The 19,785-nt window shown below is 60.4% G+C and carries 15 protein-coding genes; 11 read left to right on the forward strand and 4 right to left on the reverse strand.

Going from position 1 to position 19,785, the window contains the following annotated elements:
- The first annotated feature begins 74 nt into the window (after window positions 1-74).
- The 10 genes from der (at window position 75) to PHO31112_RS05785 (ending at window position 9,870) form a co-directional block, all read left to right on the forward strand.
- Entirely contained in the window at window positions 75-1,412 is a 1,338-nt protein-coding gene (gene der, locus PHO31112_RS05740) for a ribosome biogenesis GTPase Der (RefSeq protein ID WP_150619606.1), read from the forward strand.
- A 126-nt stretch (window positions 1,413-1,538) separates the two neighbouring features.
- Window positions 1,539-1,775, forward strand: coding sequence for an RNA chaperone Hfq (gene hfq / locus PHO31112_RS05745; protein WP_010807283.1), 237 nt, complete (start codon window positions 1,539-1,541; stop codon window positions 1,773-1,775).
- Window positions 1,776-1,880: 105 nt separating this feature from the next.
- Window positions 1,881-3,044, forward strand: coding sequence for a GTPase HflX (hflX, locus tag PHO31112_RS05750; RefSeq protein WP_281355083.1), 1,164 nt, complete (start codon window positions 1,881-1,883; stop codon window positions 3,042-3,044).
- 250 nt (window positions 3,045-3,294) lie between these two features.
- Window positions 3,295-4,617 (forward strand): FtsH protease activity modulator HflK, encoded by a 1,323-nt coding sequence (gene hflK / locus PHO31112_RS05755; protein ID WP_343042713.1) that lies wholly within the window; start codon window positions 3,295-3,297, stop codon window positions 4,615-4,617.
- Between the two features lie 12 nt (window positions 4,618-4,629).
- A complete protein-coding gene (gene hflC, locus PHO31112_RS05760; RefSeq protein WP_150619608.1) occupies window positions 4,630-5,529 on the forward strand; it encodes a protease modulator HflC in 900 nt (299 codons plus the stop codon).
- A gap of 72 nt (window positions 5,530-5,601) precedes the next feature.
- Window positions 5,602-5,793, forward strand: coding sequence for a DUF2065 domain-containing protein (locus PHO31112_RS05765; protein ID WP_036660910.1), 192 nt, complete (start codon window positions 5,602-5,604; stop codon window positions 5,791-5,793).
- Between the two features lie 38 nt (window positions 5,794-5,831).
- Entirely contained in the window at window positions 5,832-6,992 is a 1,161-nt protein-coding gene (locus tag PHO31112_RS05770) for an ATP phosphoribosyltransferase regulatory subunit (RefSeq protein WP_150619609.1), read from the forward strand.
- Window positions 6,993-7,066: 74 nt separating this feature from the next.
- Entirely contained in the window at window positions 7,067-8,407 is a 1,341-nt protein-coding gene (locus PHO31112_RS05775) for an adenylosuccinate synthase (protein ID WP_150619610.1), read from the forward strand.
- A gap of 27 nt (window positions 8,408-8,434) precedes the next feature.
- Entirely contained in the window at window positions 8,435-8,971 is a 537-nt protein-coding gene (locus PHO31112_RS05780; RefSeq protein WP_150619611.1) for a phosphoribosyltransferase, read from the forward strand.
- Window positions 8,972-9,012: 41 nt separating this feature from the next.
- Window positions 9,013-9,870, forward strand: a complete 858-nt coding sequence (locus PHO31112_RS05785) for a DUF4189 domain-containing protein (RefSeq protein WP_150619612.1) — start codon at window positions 9,013-9,015, stop codon at window positions 9,868-9,870.
- 117 nt (window positions 9,871-9,987) lie between these two features.
- Here PHO31112_RS05785 and PHO31112_RS05790 read toward each other — a convergent pair whose 3' ends face one another.
- The 4 genes from PHO31112_RS05790 to PHO31112_RS05805 all read right to left on the reverse strand — a co-directional run bounded on the left by PHO31112_RS05790 (window position 9,988) and on the right by PHO31112_RS05805 (window position 16,721).
- Window positions 9,988-12,066 (reverse strand): M3 family metallopeptidase, encoded by a 2,079-nt coding sequence (locus PHO31112_RS05790; RefSeq protein ID WP_150619613.1) that lies wholly within the window; start codon window positions 12,064-12,066, stop codon window positions 9,988-9,990.
- Between the two features lie 343 nt (window positions 12,067-12,409).
- The gene (gene folD / locus PHO31112_RS05795; RefSeq protein WP_150619614.1) at window positions 12,410-13,264 is read right to left on the reverse strand and encodes a bifunctional methylenetetrahydrofolate dehydrogenase/methenyltetrahydrofolate cyclohydrolase FolD; all 855 of its coding nucleotides are present in this window, start codon (window positions 13,262-13,264) and stop codon (window positions 12,410-12,412) included.
- Between the two features lie 332 nt (window positions 13,265-13,596).
- The gene (locus tag PHO31112_RS05800; RefSeq protein ID WP_150619615.1) at window positions 13,597-14,241 is read right to left on the reverse strand and encodes a response regulator transcription factor; all 645 of its coding nucleotides are present in this window, start codon (window positions 14,239-14,241) and stop codon (window positions 13,597-13,599) included.
- Window positions 14,238-16,721, reverse strand: coding sequence for a PAS domain-containing sensor histidine kinase (locus PHO31112_RS05805; RefSeq protein WP_246177769.1), 2,484 nt, complete (start codon window positions 16,719-16,721; stop codon window positions 14,238-14,240). The genes PHO31112_RS05800 and PHO31112_RS05805 overlap by 4 nt, the downstream gene beginning before the upstream one ends.
- 342 nt (window positions 16,722-17,063) lie before the next feature.
- Here PHO31112_RS05805 and aceE point away from each other — a divergent pair, with 342 nt between their 5' ends.
- A complete protein-coding gene (gene aceE, locus PHO31112_RS05810) occupies window positions 17,064-19,751 on the forward strand; it encodes a pyruvate dehydrogenase (acetyl-transferring), homodimeric type (protein ID WP_150619616.1) in 2,688 nt (895 codons plus the stop codon).
- The last annotated feature ends 34 nt before the right edge of the window (window positions 19,752-19,785 follow it).

The raw sequence follows: 19,785 nt of genomic DNA on the forward strand, positions 1-19,785 counted from the left end.
TTACCGGCAGCACCCGGGCATTTTCCGGGAACGGCCGGCAGCGCGCCGGCCGTCTTCGTTTTTAGGGCTTATTCATGAAACCCGTGATCGCGCTCGTAGGGCGCCCCAACGTCGGCAAATCGACGCTATTCAACCGTTTGACCCGCTCGCGCGACGCGCTCGTCGCCGACATGCCCGGGCTCACGCGCGACCGTCACTATGGCGAGGGGCGCGTTGGCGAGCATCCGTACCTGCTGATCGACACCGGTGGCTTCGAACCTGTGGCCAAGGAAGGCATCTTCCACGAAATGGCCAAGCAGACGCGTCAGGCCGTGGTCGAGGCCGACGTGGTGATCTATATCGTGGACGGGCGTCAGGGCCTCACGCCGCACGATCAGATCATTGCCGATTATCTGCGCAAGACGGGGCGCAAGATCATGCTCGTGGTCAATAAGGCCGAAGGCATGAAGTATTCGTCGGTCGCGAACGATTTCTACGAACTCGGTCTGGGCGACCCGCTCGCCATCTCGGCCGCGCATGGCGACGGTGTGAAGGAAGTCATTGACGAAGCCATCGCGCCGTTTTACGCGAATCAGGACGAGAGCGAAGAGGACAAGCAGAACGACGGGCGCGTGAAGATCGCCATCGTCGGACGTCCGAACGTTGGCAAATCGACGTTGGTCAATACGCTCCTCGGTGAAGAGCGCGTGATCGCATACGATATGCCGGGCACCACGCGCGACTCGATTCATATCGAATTCGAGCGTCAGGGACGCAAATACACGCTGATCGATACCGCTGGTCTGCGCCGTCGCGGCAAGGTTTTCGAGGCTGTCGAGAAGTTCTCGGTTGTGAAAACGCTGCAATCGATCGCCGATGCGAACGTCGTGATCCTCATGCTGGATGCCCGTCAGGACATCTCGGACCAGGACGCACATATCGCCGGTTTTATCGTCGAATCGGGGCGTGCGCTGGTCGTTGGCGTGAACAAGTGGGATGGACTGGACGAGTACACCCGTGAGCAGACCAAGCAGGAATTGGAGCGAAAGCTCAAGTTCCTCTCTTTTGCGAACTTTCACTTTGTTTCGGCCGCGAAGGCCACGGGCATTGGCCCGCTGATGCGCTCGGTGGACGAGGCGTACGCTGCGGCGATGAGCAAACTGCCGACGCCGAAGCTCACCAAAGCCCTCATCGAGGCGGTGGAGCATCAGCAACCGCGGCGTTCGGGGTTCTCCCGTCCGAAGCTGCGCTACGCCCACCAAGGGGGCTCGAATCCGCCGATCATCGTCATTCACGGGAATAGTCTCGATGGGGTGACCGATACCTATCGGCGTTACCTCGAGAACCGTTTCCGCGAAACTTTTAAGTTGAAGGGCACTCCATTACGCATAGAGTTCCGGAACAGCGCGAACCCTTACGCCAAGGGCGAGTGAAAGCCAGTCCAGGGCGGGGTTTTGCTGGCGACGCTAGCAAAATCAGCTATAGTGTGGAAGTCAGGGTGGGAAGCGCGCACACGCCTTGGCTTACGGTCATTTGCTAAAAATACAATGGAGTAACTTATGAGCAACAAAGGGCAACTTTTACAAGACCCGTTTCTGAACGCCTTGCGTAAGGAGCATGTTCCCGTCTCGATCTATCTGGTCAACGGTATCAAGCTGCAGGGAAACATCGAGTCGTTCGACCAGTATGTCGTCCTGCTGCGCAACACGGTTACCCAAATGGTCTATAAGCATGCCATTTCGACGGTCGTACCTGCGCGTCCGGTGAATTTCCATCCGGAAGCCGAGCAGTCCTGATTCAGGCTCGCCCGACCGGGAGTCTCTCCGGCCGGGCGAATTTCTCTTCCCCATCGCCCACTCTTGTCCAACAGCCCCAACACCCATCCCCAGCGTAGCTTGACGATCAACGCCGCGCTCGTCGGCATCGATTTCGGCAAACTCGATTTCGAAGCCAGCCTCCAGGAACTCGACCTTCTGACGCAATCTGCAGGCGCCACGCCTGTCGTGACCATTACCGGTCGCCGTCACAGCCCGGATGCAAAGCTCTTCATCGGCAGTGGTAAAGCCGAAGAGCTGCGTGTCGCTATCGAAGAGTACGACGTCGAACTGGTCATTTTCAATCACGCCCTGACGCCCGGGCAGCAGCGTAACCTCGAACACCTGCTGCAGCGTCGCGTGGTCGATCGTACCAGCCTGATCCTCGATATCTTTGCCCAACGTGCCAAGAGTCATGAGGGCAAGCTGCAGGTCGAACTCGCGCAGTTGCGGTACCTGTCCACGCGCCTGGTGCGCGCCTGGACTCACTTGGAACGTCAGAAGGGCGGTATTGGTTTGCGCGGACCGGGTGAAACGCAGTTGGAAACCGACCGCCGACTGCTCGGCGATCGCGTGAAGTCGCTCGAGGTTCGCCTCGAGAAGCTCCGGCGCCAGCACGACACGCAACGTCGCGCGCGCCAGCGCAGCGGCACCGTGTCGATTTCGCTGGTGGGCTATACGAATGCGGGCAAGTCCACGCTGTTCAACGCGATGACGAAGGCCAACGCCTACGCCGCAGATCAGTTGTTTGCCACGCTCGATACCACGTCCCGCCGTGTTTATCTTGGCGATGTCGGGAACATCGTGCTGTCTGACACTGTCGGATTCATCCGCGAGCTGCCGCACCAATTGGTTGCGGCATTCCGGGCGACGCTTGAGGAGACGGTACACGCCGACATGCTGCTGCATGTGGTGGACGCCTCGAGTCAGGTACGCCAGGAGCAGATGGCCGAGGTCAACGCCGTTTTGGCGGAGATCGATGCGGCCGACATCCCGCAGATTCTCGTCTGGAACAAGATCGACGCGGTGCCGGAACTGGCCGCACAAGGGCCGAGAATCGAACGGGATGAAGCCGGGCGCATTACGCGAGTCTTTTTGAGCGCGCGCACCGGCCAGGGCCTCGACCTGCTGCGTGAGGCCATTAGCGAGGCGGTTGTGGCCGGCACTGCTGGGTTACAATCGCAGATCGAAGCGCCCGATGTCCGGCTCATCGACCGTTGGGGCGATGTGCCGCGCGCAGAAGACAGATAACACGAGACGTCACGCCGTGAAGGGTGGCTGCCACGGGGACACCGGCAGCACACGACACGGGTGACGAACTGGCAAGAGACTAGACGGAGGCCGGGCAAGGCCACCGATTGGCACACCAGAGATTCGGGAACCACGCGCGAACCGGCAGCATGCGCGCTCCGAAGTGAGGCGCGCCGGTCGCAACGCCAAGACCGCTTCAGTCACCATGCTTCTACCTATGCTTCCAAGAGCTTTGATGCGACGAGTTGGCTTGATATTCTCCCTGAACGACCCGCGCTGGGGGCGGGATGGCGGCGATGCGCCGTCCGGCAATCAGGAGCCGAACCGCCCCGATCGTGCGAACAATCCGAATTCGCAGGATCCGAAGGAGCCGCAGCGCGGACCGCAAGGCCCGCAGCAGGATGGCCCCCCCGATCTCGACGAACTCTGGCGCGATTTCAATCGGCGTCTTAACCGTATCTTCGGCCGCAAGGGCGGCGGAGGTGGCAACAACGGCGGCTCGAGCAATTTCTCCGGTGGCTCGCGCGGATCGAGTATTGGCGCCGGCGTCGTTATCGCGCTGGCATTCCTGATCTGGCTGGCCACCGGCGTCTTCATCGTCCAGGAAGGTCAGGTCGGCGTCGTTACGCAATTTGGCAAATACAAGTACACGACGACTTCGGGGATTCAATGGCGCCTGCCGTACCCGTTCCAATCGGTCGAGATCGTCAACATGTCGCAGATCCGTTCGGTCGAAATCGGCCGCTCGAATACGATTCGCGATACCGATCTGAAGGATTCGTCGATGCTCACGGGCGATGAAAACATCATCGACGTGCGCTTTGCCGTGCAGTACCGTATCAAGGATGCGACCGAATTCCTGTTCAATAACGTGGACGCCGAATCGTCGGTGAATTTGGCGGCGCAAACGGCGGTTCGCGAGATCGTCGGTAAGAGCAAGATGGACTTTGTGCTCTACGCCGGTCGCGAGGAGATCGCGAACGACCTGGTCACTTCGATCCAGCGCATTCTTGACGACTACAAGACCGGCATTCTGGTGACGAGCGTGACGATGCAAAGCGTGCAGCCGCCTGAGCAGGTGCAGGCCGCTTTCGACGATGCCGTGAAGGCCGGGCAGGATCTGGAGCGCGCGAAGAATGAAGCGCAGGCCTATGCCAATAACGTGATTCCGCGTGCCAAGGGTACGGCGTCGCGCCTGACGGAAGAGGCTGCCGGCTACAAGGCGCGTGTCGTGTCGCAGGCGCAGGGCGATGCCGATCGCTTCAAGCTGGTGCAGGAAGCCTATGCCAAGGCGCCGGGCGTTATTCGCGAACGGATGTACCTGGACACGATGCAGCAGATCTACTCGCGTACCACGAAGATCATGGTGGATTCGAAGAACAACAGTCTGTTGTACCTGCCGTTGGACAAGATCATGGAGCGCACCCGCAGTGGCGATGCGTCGCCGCCGGCACCGGCCTCCGGTGTAGCCGGGAACGCGGCCACGGGATCGTCTGCTGCTGACGACAGCACGGATGCTGACCATGATCGATCGCGCGCGGCATTGCGCAACCGCGACCGCGATTCACGCTAAGGGGATAAGCGCATGAACCGTATTGGAACCGTAATTGTTGCGCTGATCGTTCTGTTGATCGTGCTTGCCTCGACGATGTTCGTGGTGGATCAGCGCCGTTTTGCCGTGGTGTTTTCGCTGGGCGAGATCCGCGACGTATATAGCCAGCCTGGCCTGAAATTCAAGTTGCCGCCGCCGCTCCAGACCGTGTTGTATCTGGACAAGCGCATCATGACCATCGATAACCCGGAGCCGGAGCGATTCATCACGGCCGAGAAGAAGAACCTGATCGTCGACTCGTATGTGAAATGGCGTATCGTCGACCCGCGCAAGTTCTACGTGAGCTTCAAGGGTGAGAGCCGTCTTGCTCAGGATAGATTGACGCAGCAGATTCGCTCGGCATTGCAGGAAGCGTTCACCAAGCGCACGGTGACGGAAGTGGTGTCGTCGCAGCGTGAGCAGGTGATGCAGTGGGTCAAGCAGAAGGTCGGCGAAGATGCTGCGCAAGTGGGCATCGAGATTGTCGACGTGCGGATGCGCCGGGTGGATCTGGCCGCTGGCATCAGCGATTCGGTCTATAGCCGGATGGCTGCCGAGCGTAAGCGCGTGGCGAACGAGCTGCGTTCGACCGGGGCTGCCGAGGCCGAGCAGATTCGTGCCGACGCCGACCGTCAGCGTGACGTGGTGGTGGCGGAAGCCTATGCCAAGGCCCAGCAGGTTAAGGGCGAGGGCGATGCCACAGCGGCGGGTATTTACGCGCAGGCATTTGGCCGTGATCCGCAGTTCGCGCAGTTCTACCAGAGCCTGGAAGCGTACAAGGCGACGTTCCGTGACAAGGCGGACGTCATCATTGCCGACCCGAACAGTGATTTCTTCCGATTTATGCGCAGTTCCGGTGGTGCTGGCGCGTCGAGCGGAAAAGCGGGAAAATAACGCCTTTGACATCCGAGTAGCTGCCACCGCCCGCGTCAAACGCGGGCGGTGGCGTTTTGGCCGAGTCCCCCTGTGACCAGCAGCACGATAATTCTCGCTTTGGCCCTCATGCTGATCGTCGAGGGGTTGTTTCCGTTTGTCGCGCCGGAACGGTGGCGGCAAAGTTTTCGTAAAATAACGGAAATGCCGTCCGGCCAGATTCGCTTCTTCGGCCTGGCCGCCGTCTCGTTGGGGCTGATTCTGATGTTGCTGGCCGACCACTAAAAGGCGCTTCCCTGCGCCGCCTGAGTACCGAAATACCCATGCCGAACTGGCTCCTTCCCGAAAATATCGCCGACGTGCTGCCGTCCGAGGCGCGCAAGATCGAAGATCTGCGCCGACTCATGCTCGATCGCTTCCGCACCTACGGGTACGAACTCGTAATGCCGCCGATGCTTGAGTACGTCGAGTCGCTGCTGACCGGCACCGGCCACGACCTCGATCTGCGCACGTTCAAGCTCGTTGACCAGCTCTCGGGCCGTACGATGGGCCTGCGCGCCGACATCACCCCGCAGATCGCCCGTATCGATGCCCACTTGCTTAATCGCAAGGGCGTGACGCGTCTGTGCTACGCGGGGAGCGTTCTGTTTACGCGTCCACGCAATCTGCTGGCAACGCGCGAACCGTTCCAGATCGGCGCTGAAATCTTCGGACATAGCGGGCTGGAAGCCGATCTCGAGATTCAGGAACTGTTGCTCTACTGCCTGCAACTTGCCGGCCTGAAGCAGATTCGGATCGATTTGTGCCATGCCGGCGTTCTGGAGGCGCTGATTGAGCGCGTGCCGGCTGCCGAGGCTATCGAGAGCCAGTTGTTCGGTGCTCTCGCGACCAAGGATGTGCCGCAACTCGAAGCGTTGACCCGTGACTTGCCTGTGCGCCTTCGCGATGAACTGCTCGTGTTGACCACGTTGTATGGTGAGCCGTCCGAGACACTCGTCCGCGCCCGCAAGGTGCTGCCGGATCTGCCCGGTGTGAAGGCCGCATTGGACGATCTGGCCTATCTGGCGGCGTCGCAGAACAAGGATGGCCCGGCGGTGTTGTCCATCGATCTGGCCGATCTGCGAGGCTATCAGTACCACAGTGGCGTGATGTTCGCCGCGTATGTCGACGGTATTCCCAATGCGATTGCGCGCGGTGGACGCTACGACAAGGTGGGGCAGGCGTTCGGGCGAGACCGTCCGGCGACCGGTTTTTCACTTGATTTGCGTGAATTGGCGGCAATTTCGCCGGTTGAAGCACGCAGTAACGCAATCTTGGCGCCGGCGGATGACGTCCCTGGGTTGCGCGCCAAGATCGAGAGTCTGCGAGATGCGGGCGAGGTCGTTATCCGCATGCTGCCGGGGCACGATCAGGATTTCGAGGAGTTCACGGGGGACCGTGTGCTTGTCGAGAAAAATGGCCAGTGGGTTGTGACGCCCCGGTGAACTTCGCTGAAAAAAGCGGCACTAGCGCCCGTCAACACGGGTAGAATACGTTTTTAACCAAACCAACTATTGTTATGTCCGGCAATGCTTTGAATCAGGGACGCAACGTCGTCGTTATCGGAACCCAGTGGGGCGACGAGGGCAAAGGTAAGGTCGTCGACTGGCTGACCGATCACGCGCAAGGCGTGGTGCGATTCCAAGGGGGCCACAATGCCGGACATACGCTCATCATCGGTGGCAAGAAGACGATTCTGCGCCTGATCCCGTCGGGCATCATGCATAAGGACGTGACCTGCTACATCGGCAACGGCGTGGTGCTCTCGCCCGAAGCGCTGTTCAAGGAAATCGAAGAGCTGGAAAGCGCCGGTCTGAACGTCTGTGGCCGTCTGCGTATTTCCGAAGCCTGTACCCTGATCCTCCCGTACCACATTGCCATCGACCAGGCGCGCGAAGCGCGTCGCGGTGCTGGCAAGATCGGCACGACCGGTCGCGGTATCGGTCCGGCGTACGAAGATAAGGTCGGCCGCCGTGCGTTGCGCGTGCAGGATCTGTTCGATCCGGAGACATTCGCCGCTCGTCTGCGTGAAAACCTCGATTATCACAACTTCGTCCTGACGCAGTATCTGGGCGCGAAGGCCGTCGACTTTCAGGAAACGCTGGACACGATGCTCAGCTATGCTGCGCGCCTGAAGCCGATGATTGCCGACGTGTCGCAGATGCTCTATGCAGCCAACCGCGAAGGTCAGAACCTGTTGTTCGAAGGCGCACAAGGCACGCTGCTCGATATCGATCACGGCACGTATCCGTTTGTGACCAGCAGCAACTGCGTTGCAGGTGCCGCTTCGGCTGGCGCTGGCGTGGGTCCGCAGCAACTGCACTATGTGCTGGGCATCACCAAAGCATATTGCACGCGCGTTGGCGCAGGTCCGTTCCCGAGCGAGCTGTACGATGCGGACAACTCCGCACGTCAGGAAGCCATTGGCCTGCAATTGGCGACCGTTGGCAAGGAATTCGGTTCGGTGACGGGCCGTCCGCGCCGCACGGGCTGGATGGATGCGGCAGCACTCAAGCGTTCGATCCAGATCAACGGCGTGACCGGCTTGTGCATGACGAAACTCGACGTGCTCGATGGCCTCGAGACCGTGCGTCTGTGCGTGGGCTACAAGATTGACGGCAAGACGGTCGACATTCTTCCGCGCGGCGCTGTGGATGTGGCGCGTTGCGAACCGGTGTACGAAGATTTCCCCGGCTGGACGCAGAGCACGGTTGGCGTGACGTCGTGGGATCAACTGCCGCTTCAGGCGCAAACCTACCTGAAGCGTATTGAAGAGGTGAGCGGTATTCCGATCGATATGGTGTCGACTGGACCGGACCGTGACGAAACCATTCTGTTGCGTCATCCCTTCAAGAGCTGAAATACCGTAGGACTGGCAAGGCATACCATGAATTTGCCCCAAAACGACGATAAGAACCTCTGGGTCTCGTGGGAAGAGTACCATCGACTGATCGAACGCTTGGCGCTCAAGGTCTACGAGTCCAACTGGAAGTTCGACAAGATCCTGTGTCTGGCCCGTGGTGGTTTGCGTGTAGGCGATCAGCTTGCGCGCATCTACGACGTGCCGCTCGCGATTCTGGCGACCAGTTCGTATCGTGAAGCCGAAGGCACTGTTCGTGGCGATCTCGACATCGCGCAGTACATCACCATCACGCGCGGCGAGCTGGAAGGCCGTGTGTTGCTGGTCGACGATCTGGTCGATTCGGGGGTGACGCTCGAACGCGTTGGCAAGCACCTCAAGGAGCGTTTCCCGAAGGTGACCGATGTGCGCTCCGCAGTGCTGTGGCACAAGGCCTGTTCGAAGGTGGCTCCGGATTACGCGGTCGAATTCCTGGCAACGAATCCCTGGATTCACCAGCCCTTCGAGGAATACGACACGCTGCGTCCGCACAACTTGTCTGCGTGGATCAAGCGCGGCACCTAAGCGATATTGGTAAGGCCGGGTGTGCTGAGAGGCGTAGTTCGGTGGGGAAATCCAACAAACAGGCGGTGACATCGGAAGATGCCCCGCCTGTATTGTTTTGTGCGTCCGTTTCCGAGTTTTTGCCGTCGATTAGACATGCGATGGTGCGGCAAGGTTATTTGGCGGGCAATCTCCCCTCTGCTCGAAGCTTCAGTGGTTCGGGGGGCGTGATTTCATACGATATCAATCACGACCTGCGCAGATTCCTCGACTGCGGTTCCGTCACGATGAAGTGGTTTGACCACTATTCTGCGATTTTTTCTACATGTCTTCTTGGCGTGATGGCATTGACTGGCACGCCAAGTCTTGCCGCGTCTGCCGTGGCGGGAGTGCGTACGGCAAACGGGCTTCGATATGTCTATGTGACCAACCAGACATCGATGGCCAAGGCCAAACTGGCCGTGTTGGACCGGTGTAGAACCCAACTCGCTTCCGGCAGCCGGGGAGGGCAATGCGAGGTGCTGATGGCCGGGAACGGGCCCGCTTACTGGGCGGTTGTGCGTGCAAGTAACGGGGAGGTCGGCGTCGCGCTCGGCGATACCCAGACATCTGCCGTTCAGGATGCATTTGTCGTTTGTCAGCGCGGAGGCGAATGCTCTGTCGATAACGCGTACATCTGGTTCGATAACGGCCAGCGTCCAGGCAAGCGTTTGCCACCGCCTCCTGCGGCTCAGGCGCCGCCCGTGCAGTGCAAGATTCCCACGGGGCAGGTCGTACGCATGCAGACGCGATGTATCAACGGCGAGTGCATCCGGACGTACGAGAACGGGTGCACGGTTCGCTTCCAGGCTGCACGCTGCCTGGACCCGGAGACGAACAGCTACGTGTGGCGACCGAACGGTTGCGGCGATGGGGGCTGATGGTTCGGCATGTTGTGGGGATCGTCCGGTGCGTGATGTGTTGTTCCGTGCATCCCGCCATCAACGAAAATGGGCGCCCGAAGGCGCCCATTTTTCATTGAAGACTCCCGTTGGGCGTCAGCTTGCCGACATGCCGCTGTGACGCAGCAGGGCATCAACTTGCGGCGCGCGGCCCCGGAACGCGATAAACGACGCCATTGCTTCGCGGCTACCACCCACCGCGAGAATTTCATCGCGATAGCGGGCGCCCGTCGCCGTGTCGAGTACCGACCCGCTCACCTGCGCGGCCTCTTCAAACGCCGCGTACACGTCGGCAGACAGCACCTCGGCCCACTTGTAACTGTAGTAGCCGGCCGCATAGCCCCCCGCAAAGACGTGGCTGAATGTATTCGGCCAACGCGAGAACTCTGCTTGCGGCGTGACGTGCAGCCGATCGTTGATGCGTTTCGAAAGCGCCAGCACCGATTCGTTGCCACGCGGATCGAAGTCGTAATGCAGGTGCATGTCGAAGTCGGAGAAGACCAACTGGCGCAGCATCATCAGGCCGCTCTGGAAATTGCGCGCTGCGATCATCTTGTCGAACAGCGTGCGTGGCAACGGCGCGCCTGTGTCGACGTGCGCCGTCATGTGTTCCAGCACATCCCATTCCCAGCAGAAGTTCTCCATGAACTGAGACGGCAATTCGACGGCATCCCACTCGACGCCATTGATGCCCGCCACGCCAGCATCTTCTACTTGCGTGAGCATGTGATGCAGGCCGTGTCCGAATTCATGGAACAGCGTGATGACGTCGTCGTGCGGCAGCAGCGCAGGCTTGTCGCCAACGGGGGCTGGGAAGTTGCACACGAGGTAGGCCACCGGCGTTTGCAACTCGCCATCGTGCAGGCGCTTGCGGGTTCGGGCGCTGTCCATCCATGCACCACCGCGTTTGCCTTCGCGGGCGAACAGGTCCATGTAGAACTGCGCGACCAGTTCGCCATCGCGCTCGATGCGGAAGAAGCGCACATCCGGATGCCAGGTTTCGGCATCTTGCGGACGAATCGTGACACCGAACAGCGTGCCAGCGACGCGGAACAGACCGTCAAGCACCTTGGGCAACGGGAAATATTGGCGGACTTCCGTTTCCGAGAAGGCGTAGCGTTGCTGGCGCAGCTTTTCCGACACGTAGGCTGTGTCCCACGGCTGCAACTTATCGATGCCAAGCGAGGCGGCGGCAAACGCTTGCAGTTCTTCCCAATCCTTTTCGGCGTACGGACGCGCGCGTCGGGCGAGGTCTTCGAGGAACTCAAGGACTTGCGCGGGCGATTCGGCCATCTTGGGTTCGAGCGATACCTCGGCATAGTTCTTGAAGCCGAGCATGTGGGCTTCTTCGCGGCGCAGAGAGAGTTGTTCGATAACGATCTCAGTGTTGTCCCAACTGGCTTCGCCGTCGCCGAATTGCGGGCCAAGTTCTGATGCGCGCGTGATGTTGGCGCGATATAACTTCTCGCGAAGCGCACGATTGTCCGCGTATTGCAGCACCGGGAAGTACGACGGGAAGTGCAGTGTGAATTTCCAGCCTTCGAGGCCGTCGCGTTCCGCTGCGGCGCGCGCAGCGGCCTTGTCGTCGTCAGGTACGCCGGAAAGCGCTTGCTCGTCGGTCACGACAAGCGAGAACTTATTCGTGGCGTCGAGCACGTGGTCCGAAAAGCTCTTGGCCAGATATGCCTGCCGTTCCTGAATTTCGGCGAATCGCGGTTTCTGATCTTCGGGAAGTTCGGCGCCGCCCAGGCGGAAACCGCGCATCTCGTTGTCGAGAATCTTCTTGCGCGCTGGCGACAGACCTGCGAATTCCGAGCCTGCAGCGATGGCCTTGTACTTTTCGAACAGCGCCAGATTCTGACCGACGCTCGCCGAGAATTCGGTGACGCGCGGCAGGTTTTCGCTGTACGCCGCACGCAGCTCCGGTGTATCGGCGACCGCGTTCAGGTGCCCGACGATTTCCCAGGCACGGCCCAGGCCTTCGGTACCGTCTTCCACGGCGTCGAGAATGTCGGCCCAGGTCGCCGGCGTAGACGGGGCCGCCGCCCGGTCGACCGCCGCGCGCGCTTGCTCCAGCAATACGTCAACGGCGGGTGTCACGTGTTCGGGGCGGATCTCGGCGAAACGCGGGAGTCCTTCGATATCGAGCAGAGGATTGGTTTGCGGCGTATTCATGCGTTCGGTGTCCACTTGAAGGGGCTTACAAGGAGTGTGGGGGCATCCAGTCGAATTTTCCAGTCGTTTTTTTCAACTGGCACGATTGAGATGACTGATGGGGAACCGCCTGAAACCCCCTGTCGGGCATGCGTTCGCCGGGTTTTGCTGGGTTGATGGAGGCGGCGGCTGACGACGGTACCGATACGCGATACAGGCAGGATTTTCGGGACATTCTGACCCAGGCATCGGCCCTTTCGCCGAGGGCATTGGCGCCGGGCCTAGACAAACAACGAGGGCGCAGCCGGCCTGTCGGTCGGCTGCGCCCTGCGAGCAGTGCGGAACTGCCGGAACTGCCCGACGCTCAGGCGCCGAGCGCGCGCTCGGCTGCCTCGATGGTATTCACGAGGAGCATGGTGATTGTCATCGGACCGACACCACCCGGCACCGGCGTGATGAAGCCGGCGACATCCTTGACGCCATTGAAATCGACGTCGCCGCACAGCTTGCCTGCGTCATCGCGGTTCATCCCAACGTCGATCACGGCCGCACCCGGCTTGACCATGTCGGCCGTGACGATGTTGCGCTTGCCTACGGCGGCGACGATCACGTCGGCGTTGCGGGTGTGAGCGGCCAGATCGCGCGTTTTGCTATTGCAGATCGTGACGGTGGCGCCCGCCTGAAGCAGCATCATGGCCATCGGCTTGCCAACGATGTTCGATGCACCGATCACCACGGCCACCGCCCCACGCAGCGGGAAATCCACCGATTCCAGCATTTTCATGCAGCCATACGGCGTGCAGGGGCGGAACAGGGGCGCGCCGGTCATCAGGGCGCCGGCATTCGATACGTGAAAGCCGTCGACATCCTTTCCCGGGGCGATGGCCTCGAGCACCTTGTGGCTGTCGATATGCTTCGGCAGGGGGAGTTGCACGAGGATGCCGTTGATCTTCGGATCGCGGTTGAGTTCGTCGATGCGGGCGAGCAGGGCACTCTCTGTCAGGTCGGCCGGGTAGCGGTCGAGCGACGAATGCAGGCCGTTGTCTTCGCAAGCCTTGACCTTATTACGTACGTAGACCTGGCTGGCGGGGTCCTCACCGACCAGAACCACGGCAAGACCGGGCTGATGGCCGCGGGCGGTGAGGGCGGCGGCGCGCGTGGCAACTTCGGCGCGAATGCGTTTGGCGAGGGCGTTGCCGTCGATGAGGGTGGCGGTCATGATGCGTGGGTATCGTATGAAGGAAGGGGGCTGGCCTATAGGGCCGGATACGGCAGCGATAGTCAGGCGGGTGACAGACGCAAAGACCGTATTATAACGGCGCGCCGGAACGGGCGGGAGGGGGCGAGTTACCTCGGACCAGGCATTGACGGGCTTTGCCTTTGGCCGTCATTCGACCGCCTGGGAAGCGAAGTGCTTCGTCGGACTGGCGTCGCTCGATGCTGATGGCGAGCAACGCCATGCGGATGCGGCCGGAAGACAATCCGGCCGCTAATCCGGCGCCCCGTCGGTGGGTCGACGCGGCGCAATGCATACGTCAGTCTACGATGCGGTTAAGGGCGAGGTGACCCGCTTGAGCGTTTGGAGAGTGCAAGGCGGAGCAAGTCGGCGACGGTATTGACGTTGAGCTTCTCCATGATGTTGGCGCGGTGTGCCTCGACCGTTTTGATGCTGATGCCAAGATCATCGGCAATCTGCTTGTTCAGGCGGCCGGCAATAATGCGCTCCAGCACCTGATGTTCGCGGCTCGTGAGCTTCGAAAGCAGGTCTTCGGCGGCTTGCTGCTCACGTTGGCTGCTCGCGTCTTGCCGGGCCTTCGAAAGCATTCGTTCGACTTGAGCGCGGAGTTCCGCTTCGTCAAAAGGCTTTTCGATGAAATCCATCGCGCCTTTTTTCATCGTGTCGACCGCCATCGGCACGTCGCCGTGGCCCGTCACGAAGATGATCGGAATGTTGAACCGGTTTTCAACCAGTTTTTCCTGTAGCTCCAGCCCGCTCATGCCGGGCATGCGAACGTCGAGAATCAGGCAGCCCACCTGATGTCCGTTGTAGTGCGAAAGAAATTCCTCTGCGCTTGCAAAGCCTCGCACATGGTAGCCATTGGCCTCGAGAAGCCAGCGAAGCGAGTCACGGACCGCTTCGTCGTCATCGACAACGAAGACGGTTTCTTGGTCAGTATTGGTGTTGGGTGTCGTCATAGTCCTCCCCCGGATCCGGATGTCGTATCGCCTTCTAACGGTAACAGAATACAAAATGTACAACCATTCCGCACGCCATTGATTTCATTGTTTTCTACCCAAAGACGGCCGTGGTGCGATTCAATGATCGAACGGCAGATGTTCAGGCCCATGCCCATGCCGTCCGACTTAGTGCTAAAAAAAGGTTCAAACAATCGTTCGATCGTCGCTTCGTCGACGCCGGGCCCGTGATCCGAGACCTGGAATTCGACCGATTTGTCGCGACGTTCCACATGCAGACGCACCGTGGAGTCACGTCGCTGGCCCGGCGGCGGCGTGTAACCGTGCATCGCCTCGGCGGCATTCTTGAGCAGGTTCACGATCACCTGTTCGATGAGGACCGGATCGACGTTGATCTGCGGCAAACCCGCAGGCAACTCGGTGACGATGCGAATGCGGCGTTTGCGCGCCTCGATCTCGGCGAGGCCCACGGCGTCCGCCACGATCTCATAAATCGATGACGGTTGGCGCTTCGGTTCGCTGCGTTTTACGAATGCCCGGATCCGCTTGATGATCATGCCCGCGCGAACCGCCTGCTGGGATGTTTTCTCCAGGGCGGGCAATAACGTTTCCGGCGAGGTGCGGCCGGCACGGACGAGGGCCGCGGTGCCCATGCAGTAGTTATTGATGGCGGCGAGCGGCTGGTTCAGTTCGTGGGCGAGCGACGAGGCCATCTCTCCCATCGTCGTCAGACGTCCCGTGAACTGCAGGCGCTCTTCTTCCTGACGGGCCAATTCTTCCGCATGACGCCGCGCCGTAATATCGGTCGCCACTTGTAACTGTGCCAGATGGCCGTCTACCCACTGAATATATTGACGTCGGACTTCGAACCATTTCTGGTGCGTCGGCAGATAGATTTCCTGCGTCTCGGCGGCCGTGTCCGTAAGCGAGGCAGCAGGCAATCCGGCAAACGCGTCGACCATGTCGATGTGATCGAGCGAGGCCGGTGAGAGTTCGCCACCGCCCGACAACTCCAGATGGCCTTCAGGGCGCGTGCCGAACAATTGGCGGTAGTAGCGGTTCGCAAACAGCAACTCGGCCTTGTCGACGGCGAGCACGGACACCGACGCGTCAAGGCTTTCGAGCACTGTCGTAAATCGCTCGTGGGCTGCGGCGAGTTCCTCACGTGCCCGCTTCGGTTCGCTGATGTCGGTCAGCGAGGACATCCAGCCTGTCTGGCGGCCATGCGCATCCACGAGCGGTGAGACGAACATGCGCGCGTAGAAGATGGTGCCGTCCTTGCGCTGCACACGAATTTCGAACCCGTGCGATGGGGCCTTGCCGCGCAGCGTCATGTCAATGCGACGCTGCATCTCGTGGATGTCGTCCTTGGGCCAGTAAGGATAGGGCGGTGCCCGGTTCATGAGGTCTTGCTCATCCCACCCCGTCATCCGGCAGAACGCCGGGTTCACATAAGTGATATGGCCTTGAAGATCGAGCACCCGCATGCCGATCACGATGGAATTTTCCATCGCTCGCCGGAACGACGTCTCGTTGAACAGCGCCTGTTGGGCCTCGAACCGTTGGCGCGTATGCCGCCAGAGGCTCCAGAGACTCCAGAGGACGAAGCAGGACAATCCGGCAATCAACCAGACCAGCGTGTTGTTGACGAAATTGCCGACCGCCGGATACGAATAGATCCGTACGGCGAGGCTATGACCGGGCGGGTCGAGCAGCAACTCGTACGAGACGTCGCGCGGCAGGGGCGGCCGTGTCGATGTCGTCGCCAACTCGTTGTTGTGGGTGTCAATGAAGGACACTTTGAATTTGTCGCCGAGCTCTTGCGGCAATTCGTGAATCAGCAGGCCTTCGACGGAATACACGGCGCTGATCGTGCCGAGGAACTCGCGCTCGCGCAGCACGGGGACCTGAACGACGATGTAGCTTGCGCCGGACGCGTCGTAGATCAACGTGGAATAGGCCGAGCGGCGCGAATCGCGGGCGGCACGAAATGCGACCAGGAGCTCGTCCTCCATCGGATGCTGAGCCGATCCCTGCAAACGCGAAACGAAAGGCGAGTCGGCCGGCACCGCCCACTTCGGGCGTTGCGACGCATCGAGCCAGTTCATGAAGACGATGTCCGCATGATTCTGCATCAGTTCGCTCGCCGTATTCTGAAAGTGCGCAATGTCCTGCGGCTTTGCCGCCGTATCGCGGGCAAGCGAACTGATCTGGTCCTGAATGGCCAGCATATTGAGGCGGATCTGCTGCTGTGCCCAGGCCACATTCCGATACAGCGTGTCTTGTTGCTGCTCCGTCTCCCGCCGATTCAGGCTCCACAGGATCAAACTCATCACCACGAGGAAGATCACAATGGAGACCAGCGGGACCAGCAGGTAGTAATGCGATTCCGCGAACCCTTGCAACCAGCGGTTGGAGCGGGCAGGCGTGGTGGCAGACCGGGACGGCGGAGCGGAGTTGGCAAGGCGTGGCGAAAGCATGGCGAGATTGTAGCGCAGGCGGGCCGGTTTCCCTCTGTCGCTACCTGTTAAGGATGGCTTTTCGGAAGGGTCCGATGTTTTCGGTAAGACGCCAGCGCAAAGTGCAACTGAGACCGATCGGTACGCTTTCAAATCGTGGTGTGATAGTGCCAGCAACTCTTTGATTTTATGTGCACCGCAACAGAATTCCGTATTATGAAATTTGCTATCGTAATCTGAAATTTCGCTTGCGAAGGCAGGAATATCCTTCGTACAATGCCCCGGTAAAAAAGCCGGTGGGCCCGTCCATGAAGCGGGTATCGACCGTTACGCCAACCCGCTAACGACAGACAAGGAGACACCATGTCCGCCGTACCTGAAGAAGCCCTGAAAATCGTATCCCCTGCGGACGCTGATCCCCAAGAAACGCAAGAATGGCTGGCCTCGCTCGAAGGCGTGCTGGCTGCTGAGGGCCCGGAACGTGCCCACTACCTGCTTGAGAAACTGATCGAATTCGCTCGTATCAATGGCGAACATCACCCGTTCTCGGCCAACACCCCCTATATCAACACCATCCCCGTCGACCAGCAGGCCCGTATTCCGGGCGATCAAGATGTCGAGCACAAGATCCGCTCGTACACCCGCTGGAATGCGATCGCGATGGTGCTGCGTGCCGGGAAGGACACGAACGTCGGCGGCCACATCGCTTCGTTCGCCTCGGCGGCAACGCTTTATGACGTCGGTTTCAACCACTTCTGGCACGCCCCGTCCGACAAGCACGGTGGCGATCTGGTCTTCGTGCAGGGTCACTCGTCGCCGGGTGTGTACAGCCGTGCGTTCCTGTTGGGCCGTCTGGAAATGACCCAGCTCGAGAACTTCCGTCAGGAAGTGGACGGCGGCGGTCTGTCGTCGTACCCGCACCCGTGGCTGATGCCGGACTTCTGGCAATTCCCGACGGTGTCGATGGGACTGGGCCCGATCATGGCGATCTACCAGGCTCGTTTCATGAAGTACATCGAGTCGCGCAACATCGTGAAGACCGACGGCCGCAAGGTCTGGGCATTCCTTGGCGATGGCGAGACGGACGAGCCGGAGTCGCTGGGCGCCATCGGCATGGCCGGTCGCGAGCAGCTCGATAACCTCGTGTTCGTGATCAACTGTAACCTGCAGCGCCTCGATGGCCCGGTGCGCGGTAACGGCAAGATCATCCAGGAACTCGAGTCGGAATTCCGTGGCGCCGGCTGGAACGTCATCAAGGTCATCTGGGGCAGCCGCTGGGATTCGCTGCTGGCCCGCGACAAGAAGGGCCTGTTGATGACGCGCATGATGGAGTGTGTGGACGGCGAGTATCAGACGTACAAGTCGAAGGATGGTGCCTACGTGCGCGAGCACTTCTTCAACACGCCAGAACTCAAGGCGATGGTCGCCGATTGGTCCGATGAGGACATCTGGGCGCTGAACCGCGGTGGTCACGATCCGCACAAGATCTATGCAGCGTATCAGTCGGCTACGCAACACAAGGGGCAACCGACCGTTATTCTGGCCAAGACCATCAAGGGTTATGGCATGGGCGAAGCCGGCCAGGCCATGAACATCACCCACCAGCAAAAGAAGATGCCGGTCGAGTCGCTCATGAAGTTCCGCGACCAGTTCAAGCTGCCAATTTCGGACGATCAGATTGCCGAGGTGCCGTACCTGAAGTTCGAGGAAGGCTCGAAGGAACTGGAGTACATGCGCGCTCGCCGCATGGAGCTGGGTGGCTACCTGCCGCAGCGCCGCACCAAGGCCGCTTCGCTGCCGGTGCCTGCGCTGAGTGCATTCGATGCACTGCTCAAGGCGACGGCAGAAGGCCGTGAGATTTCGACGACGATGGCGTTCGTGCGCATTCTCAACGTGCTGCTCAAGGACAAGGCGCTGGGGCAGCGTATTGTGCCGATCGTGCCGGACGAGTCGCGCACCTTCGGTATGGAAGGCCTGTTCCGCCAGATTGGTATCTGGAGTCAGGTAGGTCAGCGTTACATCCCGCAGGATCAGGATCAACTGATGTTCTACCGCGAATCCGAAAGCGGTCAGATTCTGCAGGAAGGCATCAACGAAGCCGGCGGTATGTGCGACTGGATCGCTGCCGCAACGTCGTACTCGACGCACGGCGAGACGATGATCCCGTTCTACATCTTCTATTCGATGTTCGGCTTCCAGCGCATTGGGGATCTGGCCTGGGCGGCTGGCGACATGCGCGCTCGCGGCTTCCTCGTGGGCGGCACGGCCGGTCGTACGACCCTGAACGGTGAAGGTTTGCAGCACGAAGACGGACACTCGCTGCTGTGGGCGTCGTCGATCCCGAACTGTCTGCCGTACGATCCGACGTTCGCGTACGAACTCGCCGTGATCGTTCAGGACGGCTTGCGCCGCATGGTGCAGGATCAGGAAGACGTGTACTACTACCTGACCGTGATGAACGAAAACTACGCGCATCCGGCCATGCCGGAAGGCGTGGAGCAGGACATCCTGAAGGGGATGTACGCGTTCCGTCGCAGTGCGGACAACAGCAAGGCGCCGCGCGTGCAACTGCTGGGTTCGGGCACGATCTTCAACGAGGTGATCGCCGCTGCCGAAATGCTCAAGAACGATTGGGGGGTCGAATCGGATCTGTGGAGCTGCCCGAGCTTTACCGAGCTGGCCCGCGAAGGCAACGATGTCGCGCGCTACAATCTGCTGCACCCGACCGAGACGGCGCGTCTGACGCATGTCGAGAAGTGCCTGAACGACACCCGTGGTCCGGTCATCGCATCGACCGACTACATCCGTACGTACGCTGACCAGATTCGTCCGTTCGTCCGTGGTCGTTACGTGGTGCTTGGCACCGACGGCTATGGCCGTTCGGATACGCGTGAGAAGCTGCGTCACTTCTTCGAGGTGGATCGTAACTGGGTCACGGTCGCTGCCCTCAAGGCGCTGGCCGACGAAGGCACGCTGCCGGCGAGTAAGGTTGCCGAAGCGATTGCTAAGTACAACCTGGATCCGAACAAACCCAACCCGATGACCGTCTAAAGGCCGCTTCGCGCGGTGTGTGCGACCGTCAGCC

This window comes from Pandoraea horticolens, assembly GCF_902459555.1.
Taxonomy (GTDB): Bacteria; Pseudomonadota; Gammaproteobacteria; order Burkholderiales; family Burkholderiaceae; genus Pandoraea; species Pandoraea horticolens.